At 64.3% G+C, this 7,429-nt stretch carries 13 protein-coding genes; 11 read left to right on the forward strand and 2 right to left on the reverse strand.

The genetic code is table 11. The features are described from left to right. The 4 genes from AC1D1X_RS11325 to AC1D1X_RS11340 all read left to right on the forward strand — a co-directional run. A partial coding sequence (locus AC1D1X_RS11325) for a universal stress protein (RefSeq protein ID WP_477698298.1) occupies positions 1-245 on the forward strand: 245 nt, incomplete at its 5' end. 38 nt (positions 246-283) lie between these two features. Then, positions 284-706, forward strand: a complete 423-nt coding sequence (locus tag AC1D1X_RS11330) for a universal stress protein (RefSeq protein WP_477669582.1) — start codon at positions 284-286, stop codon at positions 704-706. Positions 707-798: 92 nt separating this feature from the next. Beyond that, positions 799-1,203, forward strand: coding sequence for an amino acid kinase family protein (locus tag AC1D1X_RS11335; RefSeq protein WP_477669583.1), 405 nt, complete (start codon positions 799-801; stop codon positions 1,201-1,203). A gap of 219 nt (positions 1,204-1,422) precedes the next feature. Beyond that, on the forward strand, positions 1,423-2,742 hold the full coding sequence (locus AC1D1X_RS11340; protein WP_477669584.1) for a trypsin-like peptidase domain-containing protein: 1,320 nt from the start codon (positions 1,423-1,425) through the stop codon (positions 2,740-2,742). On the opposite strand, the gene AC1D1X_RS11345 is transcribed toward AC1D1X_RS11340, so the two are convergent. Continuing rightward, positions 2,718-2,897: a YgaP family membrane protein gene (locus AC1D1X_RS11345; RefSeq protein WP_477669585.1), complete on the reverse strand. Its 180-nt coding sequence runs from the start codon at positions 2,895-2,897 to the stop codon at positions 2,718-2,720. The genes AC1D1X_RS11340 and AC1D1X_RS11345 overlap by 25 nt on opposite strands. A 149-nt stretch (positions 2,898-3,046) precedes the next feature. Between AC1D1X_RS11345 and AC1D1X_RS11350 the strand changes: the two genes are divergently transcribed. The 7 genes from AC1D1X_RS11350 to AC1D1X_RS11380 all read left to right on the forward strand — a co-directional run bounded on the left by AC1D1X_RS11350 (position 3,047) and on the right by AC1D1X_RS11380 (position 7,146). Further along, complete coding sequence (locus AC1D1X_RS11350) at positions 3,047-3,700, forward strand: BON domain-containing protein (protein ID WP_477669586.1); 654 nt, start codon at positions 3,047-3,049, stop codon at positions 3,698-3,700. A gap of 42 nt (positions 3,701-3,742) precedes the next feature. Then, positions 3,743-4,117, forward strand: coding sequence for a hypothetical protein (locus AC1D1X_RS11355; RefSeq protein ID WP_477669587.1), 375 nt, complete (start codon positions 3,743-3,745; stop codon positions 4,115-4,117). Positions 4,118-4,256: 139 nt separating this feature from the next. Further along, positions 4,257-4,601, forward strand: a complete 345-nt coding sequence (locus AC1D1X_RS11360; protein ID WP_477669588.1) for a hypothetical protein — start codon at positions 4,257-4,259, stop codon at positions 4,599-4,601. Between the two features lie 71 nt (positions 4,602-4,672). After that, positions 4,673-5,110 carry a YeeE/YedE family protein gene (locus AC1D1X_RS11365; RefSeq protein WP_477669589.1) on the forward strand — a complete coding sequence of 146 codons (438 nt, stop codon included), beginning with the start codon at positions 4,673-4,675 and terminating at the stop codon, positions 5,108-5,110. Between the two features lie 6 nt (positions 5,111-5,116). Continuing rightward, a complete protein-coding gene (locus AC1D1X_RS11370; RefSeq protein ID WP_477669590.1) occupies positions 5,117-5,554 on the forward strand; it encodes a DUF6691 family protein in 438 nt (145 codons plus the stop codon). 4 nt (positions 5,555-5,558) lie between these two features. Beyond that, on the forward strand, positions 5,559-6,224 hold the full coding sequence (locus AC1D1X_RS11375) for a DUF599 domain-containing protein (protein WP_477669591.1): 666 nt from the start codon (positions 5,559-5,561) through the stop codon (positions 6,222-6,224). Between the two features lie 40 nt (positions 6,225-6,264). After that, entirely contained in the window at positions 6,265-7,146 is an 882-nt protein-coding gene (locus AC1D1X_RS11380; protein WP_477669592.1) for an MBL fold metallo-hydrolase, read from the forward strand. A 20-nt stretch (positions 7,147-7,166) separates the two neighbouring features. Here AC1D1X_RS11380 and AC1D1X_RS11385 read toward each other — a convergent pair. Further along, positions 7,167-7,429, reverse strand: a 263-nt coding sequence (locus AC1D1X_RS11385; RefSeq protein ID WP_477698299.1) for a chaperone modulator CbpM, incomplete at its 5' end; no start/stop codon positions are given.

Here is a 7,429-nt window from a genome sequence, read left to right on the forward strand (position 1 = left end):
ATAAGGGCCAGGCCGTTGTCGACGCGGTGCAAAAGTCCGCGGAGGCCTCTGGCGGCAAAGCCAAGGCCGTGATCGCCAAATCCGACCTCGTCGCGGCCTCCATCCTGGCCGCGGCTAAAAAGAACAAGTGCGACCTCATCGTGATGGCCTCGCACGGCCGCAAGGGCATTTCCCGCATCCTGCTCGGAAGCGAGACCCAGCAGGTGCTTACGCACAGCAGCATTCCCGTCCTGGTCCTGCGCTGAGCGCGCACCGTTTCGCCTTCTTTCTTCCGGAGAACACCATGAGAGTCCTTCTGGCCGTTGACGGCAGCAAGTTCACCAAAAAGGCCTTGGCCTTTCTGGTCACGCATGAAACCCTTATGGGGCCCGACGCGGAACTCATCGTGCTCAATGTGCAGATCGCCGTTACCCCGCGCGTCAAGACCATGCTGGGCGCCGCCACCGTGCGCGCCTGGCACCAGGAAGAGGCCGACAAAGTGCTGCAGCCGATCGAGCGTTTCCTCAAGCGCCACGGCGTGCAGTACCGGGCCTCCTGGGTCGCCGGTACACCGGCCACACAAATCGTGCAGGCGGCGAAGCGCGAAAAAGTCCACATGCTGGTCCTGGGCACACACGGCCACGGCCTGTTCGGCCGCGCCCTGCTCGGCAGCGCCGCCCAGCGCGTGGTGGCGGATGTCGACGTGCCGGTGCTGCTGGTCCAGTAGGCATACGGCCCCGATTACCCCGGTTCGACCCACCACTGCCAATCTGCCGACACGTATGCTGGGCGTGGACCCGGTCCGATGGCTGCTGCAGCATGAGGCCGTGGTGGTCGTCGCGGGGCGGCGGTGGCATTCCGGTTGTGCGCGCGGCCGGCGGGCACACCCTGCAGGGCGTAGACGCCGTCATCGACAAGGACCTGACCAGCACCCTGCTCGCGCAGGAATTGGGGGCCAACCGCCTGGCGATTGCCACCGACGTCGACGCCGCTTACCTGGACTGGGGAACGCCGTCGCAGCGCGCCCAAGGAAAAGTCAGCCCGCACGAACTGCTGGGCCACAGCTTCCCCGCGGGCTCCATGGGCTCCAAGGTGCAGGCTGCCACCGGTTTTGTCCTGAAGGCCGGCAAGAAGGCACTGATAGGTTCGCTCGCCCGGATCGAGGAGATGCTGGCGGGCCGTGCCGCCACCGAAGTCGGTCCCCAGTGTGGCACGGCTACATAAAGCGGGATAGCTCTGCTTCTTTTTTAGGCGAACTTGAGGTGGCTCAATTGGCGTGATGCTGACGCCATGTTCAATGGCCGCATGAAACCTCCTCGTCTTTTGCTTGCCAGCTTGGTGGCGTGCGCCGCTTTGGCGTCGGAGGGGGCACATGCCGACCCACTGACTCGTCGAGCCTCTGTATCGGCCGGCGCTATCGTAGCCAGCCGCGGCGCCGGAGTCGTGGAAATCAGCACCATCAACGCATGGGTGCCCAGCGGCAGCGGCGACCCGGAACCCGAATTTGCCCCGCCAGACACTTTTGGCGACCAGCTGGCAAGGCCGCAGCCCATCGGTCTTGCACGCGGCGAAGCGCGTGACCTGGCCTCCGGTTTTGTGCTCACGGCTGATGGCTACATCGTCAGCAGTGCGCACGTCCTCTGGGATGCGGAAGAGGCTCAGGTGCGGCTGCAGGACGGCCGGCATTTTCCCGCGAGGCTTGTCGGACTGGACCGCATCACGGACGTGGCCCTGCTCAAAATCGATGCTACCGGACTGTCACCAGCACCGATAGGCGACTCCTCCAAACTCGCCGTCGGCGACTGGGTCGCGGCGATCGGATCGCCCTTTGGTTTTCCGGGCTCCGTCACGGCGGGCATTGTCAGTGCAAAAAATCGCGCTCTTTCCGGCAGCGGCGAAACCCCTTTTCTGCAAACCGATGTGGCCATCAATCCCGGAAGTTCAGGCAGCCCACTCTTCAATGCAGACGGCGAGATCGTCGGCCTGAACTCGCTGATCTACAGCGGTAGCGGTGGCTACATGGGCGTGTCATTCTCGGTACCCATCAACCTGGCCATGGACATCGCATGGCGCCTGCGGTCACAGGGCCAGATACGGCGCGCCTGGCTGGGGGCCCGGCTGCAGGGCATGACCGCCGCGCTCGCGCAGTCCTTCGGGGTGCGCGACCCCACGGGTGCGCTGGTTGTGCAGGTCACGCCTGGAGGGCCTGCTGCTCTGGCAGGTATGCAGCGCGGTGACATCATCACAGCCTTTAACGGTGCAAAGGTCCGGGATTTCAGCAGCCTGGCATTGCAGATGAGCGACCATGGGACGAGCACGCCAGGCACGCTGGAGGTATGGCGCGAGGGCCGGAGAAAAACGGCAACGATCCTGCTGGCGGAGGCACCTGCAGGCGCGCAGCGCCCATTGGCGGCGCCGGTCACCGGCGACCTCCCTCGTTTGGGTCTCGGATTGACCGAGTCCGGGAAGGACTTGCAGGCACAACTGGGCATAGATGGCGGCCTGCTGGTGCGTCGGGCCGCCGGAGTGTCACGCAGCGAAGGCATACAAGCCGGAGACGTGCTTATCGCCGCCAATGAATTCAGGCTGGACAGCGTGGCGGATTTTGACCGCGTGTTATCCCGTCAGGAACCTGGTTCCAGCATTGCGCTGCTGGTGCTGCGGGACGGGAACACAGCCTATGTTCCGCTGCGCATTCCTGCGGCAATCAAGCGCCAGGTGGATGCTGGAACAGACGCTCAGTCCAAACCAATAGCCCAGTAAAGCGGGCAAAATTTGAACAAGCCTGTCAACAGCGGAATCAGGCCCACCAAGCCCCACCAGCGGGCATTTCCGTCGAGCGCGAACAAGAGCGCCAGCAGCAAGATGCCGGCTGCGATGCGAAGCCTTCTTTCGATGGGGCCTATCCCGTATTTCATAGCGAAGTCCTTGTGTCTTGATCCGGTGTTCAGCGTATCCCGGCCCGTAACGCCGCTGCTTGACGAATGTCAAGGCAAGCACGTCCGCGCCTCCCTACAGTGACATACCCGCTTTGTGCGGATGATGAACACATTCAAGGGGAAGAACCATGAAAACCGATATGCAACTCAAGGCCGATGTCACCGCCGAACTCGCTTGGGAGCCTGCCGTCAACTCAGCCGGCATTGGTGTTCTCGTCAATGACGGCGTGGTGACGCTCACAGGGCACCTGAACACCTTCGCCGAAAAAGTCGCGGCCGAGCGGGCCGTGCGCCGCGTAGCCGGTGTGCGCGGGCTGGCGATCGAGCTGGACGTGAAACTGGTGGCCGCCCACCATCGCAGCGATTCCGAGATCGCCTCAGTCGCCGCATCCGCGCTGCGCTGGAGCGTGTTGCTGCCGCTGGACCGCATCAAGGTTGAGGTCGAAAAAGGATGGGTCACCCTTACTGGCGACGTCGACTGGGCTTACCAGTCCAGCACCGCCGAAAAATGCGTGCGCGGCCTGGTGGGCGTGCGCGGCCTGTCCAACAACATCGTTGTCAAGCCCACCGTCAGCATTCGGGACGTCGCGGCCGAGATTTCCGCCGCGCTCGAGCGTCAGGCCGATCGCGAAGCCCGGCACATCCAGATCGACGTGAAAGGCGGCGTCGTCACCCTTCACGGCAAGGTGCACTCCCTGGCCGAGCGCGAAGCGGCCGCCGGCGCGGCATTCGCCGCCAGGGGCGTCACCCGCATCGTCAACAAGCTGGAAGTCACCGCCTGAAGCGGTGGCCTGTTTCCGCCCATTTTTTTCAGGAGTACCCACATGCCCTTTCTTCATGCCGTGGTCTGGCTGGACCATCACCAGGCCCAGCTGATCCAGTTCAACGCCGAACAGGCCGAGGCGCGCAAGCTGCGCGCGCATTCCCATGCCACGCCCCAGCACGGCAGCGAGGTGCGCACCCGGCATGAATTTTTCGGCGATGTCTGCGATGCGCTGGACGGCATGGAATCCATCCTGGTGACGGGCGGGCACACGGCACAGGCCGACTTCCGCCACTACGTCGACAAACATCGCCCTTCCCTGGCGCCGTGTATCGCCGGCTGGGAGACCGTAGACAACCCAAGCGAGGCCCAGTTGCTGGCCTTGGGCCGGCAGCGGAAGCACCAGGCCGCTATCGGCCTGGTCACCGGACACTGACAGCCTCCCGGAGAACTTCGTGGCCGCCGGCATCCGGTCCGCCCAAGCGCCACGCCACGATGCCGCTACTTGATCCAGCACAAATTACAGCACCCGGCGAAGGCCTATCGTGGATCTACCTTTAACGCTGGAGAAATGTATGCACTCAACTCACCTTCTCAGCTTTGGCTTCGCCTTCCTGGCCGCCGGCGCCGCCGTGGCGCAGCAGCCCGCCCCGCCCGCAGCACCGGCTGCGTCCGCAGCCAGGCCCGGTCCTCGATCCGGCATGGGTCCCGGTATTGGCCGCGATTTCACGCCCGGCTGGATGATGATGAGTCGCGAGGAGCGCGACGCCCATCGGCAGCAGATGCTGAACGTCAGATCGGTGGAGGAATGCCGCCGGCTCCGCGACGAACACCTCAAGGAGATGGCCGAACGTGCCAAGGCGCGGGGTGTTGCGATGCCGGGTCCCCGCCACGACGCCTGCGCAAACCTGCGCCCCTGAACGGTGCGGAACAAGGATACTTCGATCTACGGACCTTGACTTGAATTTTCTGTTAACGGAAAGAGTGACTGATGTACATCGACTGGAATGCGTTCACGCCATGGACGGCCCTGGCAGGCGGAGGCCTGATCGGCCTGGCGGCGGCCATGTTTGTCCTGCTCAACGGGCGCATCGCCGGCATCAGCGGCGTGTTGGGTGGCCTGTTGCGTCCCGCGCGCGGCGACATCGGCTGGCGCGTCGCGTTCGTGGCGGGACTGGTGGGTGCACCGCTGCTGTTTGCCCTGTTCGCCCAACTGCCGCGGCCACAGATTGATGCCGGCTACGGAACCCTGATTGCAGCCGGATTCATCGTCGGGCTGGGCACGCGCTACGGCTCCGGCTGCACCAGCGGACACGGTGTTTGCGGCATCTCGCGCTTGTCGCCGCGTTCACTGGTTGCCACGGCCGCCTTCATGCTGGCCGGCTTCGTCACGGTGTTCCTCGTGCGTCATGTCTTTGTGGTGGGGTGAGCGGCCATGTACAACCTTCTTTCCCTGCTGGCCGGCGCGGTCTTCGGCCTGGGCCTGCTGGTCTCCGGCATGGCAAACCCCGCCAAAGTACTCGGATTCCTGGATCTGGCGGGCCCGTGGGACCCTTCGCTGGCCTTGGTCATGGCAGGGGCCATCGCCGTCGCATCCATTGCATTCGGGGTGGCAGGTCGCCGCCACCTGAGCCTCATGGGGCAGGAAATGAAGCTTCCTTCCTCCCGTACCATGGACCGCCGGCTGGTCGCCGGCAGCCTGCTGTTCGGAGTCGGCTGGGGTATCGCCGGCTTCTGCCCGGGCCCGGCGCTCGTCGCGCTCGGCATGGGCCAAGGCAAGGCCGTCGTCTTTGTCGCGGCCATGCTGGCGGGAATGGGTGCGTTCGAACTGCTCGAACGGCGGGGCAATCCCCAACATCCGAAGGCAGGGTGACCCCATGGAGGCGATGCTCGTCTGGCTGGCCGCCTGCGTTACCGGCGTTGCGCTGCTCTTCTACGAGGCAACGCTTGCCTTCGCCCAGCGCCGCAGGCCGGAGCAACTGGCCCGCGCGGCACATGCCAGCTTGCGTGAGCAATGGTTTGCCGCCGTCTCCATGCAGCAGGGCTCCGAGATCCTGGCCGTGCAGACACTTCGCAACGCATTAATGTCGGCGTCGATGACCGCATCCACGGCCGCGCTTGCGTTGATGGGCACGCTGACGCTGGCCGTGCCCGCGCTGCGCGAGAAGCTGAGCGGCAATCCCCGCTGGCATGCTTCCTTCGAGCCCTGGCTGGTCATGGAACTCGCTCTGCTGGCCTTGCTGTTCGCATCGCTGGTCTCCTCGGTGATGGCGGTGCGTTACTACAACCATGCCGGCTTCATTGGGGGCATGCCCGTCGGTTCAGACGCCAGGAAACAGTGGACCCCGGCGGGGATCGAGTATGTGCGCAGGGCCGGCGTGCTCTATGGCTGGGGTTTGAGGCAGCTCCTGCTCGTTGCCCCGGTGGTAGCCTTCATCCTTCATCCCGCGGCGGGCCCGATCGCGGCTGCGATCGTTCTGGGTGTTTTGTGGAGAATGGACCAGATCGGCTCCGGCCCCGCCGACCCGAGCCGAAGCCTGTGAGCCACCCGCTGATGCCCCGCCACCCTTGAAAGAAAATCCCATGAGCCGTACAGCGCGTATTCAAGCTTTCTTCGACCCGGAAACCTGGACCGTGTCGTATGTCCTGTCGGACCCGGCGACGGGAAACGCCGCGGTGATCGATCCGGTGCTCGGATACGACTTCAAATCGGGGCGCACGCATACCCGGGCGGCGGACCAGGTGCTGGCCCACCTTGTGGCCGCAGGCCTGAAGGTGCAATGGATACTGGAAACCCACGCGCACGCGGACCATCTGTCGGCGGCCCGCTACCTGCAACAGGCTGTCGGCGGAAAGATTGCGATCGGCGAGAACATCAGGCAGGTTCAGGCGGTGTTCAAGAAGCTCTTCAACCTGGAGCGCACTTTTCTGCCCGACGGCAGCCAGTTCGACCATCTGTTCAAGGACGGCGAGCGGTTTTGGATCGGACAGCTGGAGGTCACCGCGCTGCTTGTGCCCGGACATACGCCGGCCGACATGGCCTACGCGGTGGAAGACCTTGTTTTCGTCGGCGACACGCTCTTCATGCCCGACGTGGGTACGGCACGCGCTGATTTTCCGGGCGGCGATGGGCACCAGCTTTACCGTTCCATCCGCCGGCTGCTGGAACTGCCGCGGGAGACGACGATGTTCGTGTGTCACGACTATCCGCCGCAGGCGCGAGCGCCCGCGTGGGAGACGACCGTCGGTGAACAGCGCGAGAAGAACATCCACGTGCATGACGGGGTCACCGAAGATGCCTTCGTCCGGATGCGCACGGCGCGGGATGCCACCCTCGAAATGCCGACTCTGATCCTGCCCTCCCTGCAGGTGAACGTGCGCGCGGGACAGCTTCCGCCTCCGGATGACAACGGTGTGTCCTATCTGCGCATTCCGCTGAACGCGCTGCCCACCGCGAAGCAATAAGTACCATGCACCTTCGACCTCTATTGTGTTTCTTCACCCGCATGCGCTTCATGCCACGAAGCCGGGCCCTCCCGTTGGGTATGTGAATGCGTGTGCGACGGCGCCTGTGCACGCAGCGTGCCCAGCTGTCCCTCGAGATCGGCGATGCGGTTGATATAGTCCAGCAGGACGGCAACCGTGAAGATATCCAGATCCAAGTCGCTACGAACGCTCATGGCCTGGCGCAAGGGAGCGATGCAACTGTCGCTAAAGAGCGGCCGTAGCAGGAATGACCGGCATATTG

Source organism: Polaromonas sp. P1_G4 (genome assembly GCF_056405475.1).